Origin of the sequence: Proteus sp. fly-1067 (assembly GCF_040139345.1) — a bacterium.
Lineage (GTDB): Bacteria > Pseudomonadota > Gammaproteobacteria > Enterobacterales > Enterobacteriaceae > Proteus > Proteus vulgaris_B.
This window is the reverse complement of record NZ_JBEEUL010000114.1, coordinates 431-681: the sequence shown is the minus strand read 5'-3', so window position 1 is coordinate 681 and position 251 is coordinate 431. Positions and strand designations below refer to the sequence as shown.

Genomic DNA, 251 nt, shown 5'->3' with positions numbered 1-251 from the left:
TGCACAAACATTAGAATTTACGATTGAAGAGGTGGGAGCAGATCGTAACGTATCAAACAATGCGAAAAACAAGCAAGTTGTACTCAACCTGTACGAAAAAGGTATTTTTGATATTAAAGATGCCATCAACCAAGTGGCAGATCGTTTAAATATCTCTAAACATACGGTTTATCTTTATATTCGCCAATTTAAGAGTGAGGAATGAGTCAACAACCTCTCACATACTGCTTGTTAGTAACGGGGCCTGCTTA

The 251-nt window shown here is 37.5% G+C and carries 2 protein-coding genes; both read left to right on the top strand.

Annotated features, from left to right (window positions below; all coding sequences use genetic code 11):
- On the top strand, positions 1-205 hold a 205-nt coding region (locus tag ABN217_RS19475), incomplete at its 5' end, for a helix-turn-helix domain-containing protein (RefSeq protein ID WP_349459886.1).
- On the top strand, positions 202-251 hold a 50-nt coding region (locus tag ABN217_RS19470; RefSeq protein WP_349459887.1), incomplete at its 3' end, for a hypothetical protein. The genes ABN217_RS19475 and ABN217_RS19470, both read left to right, overlap by 4 nt.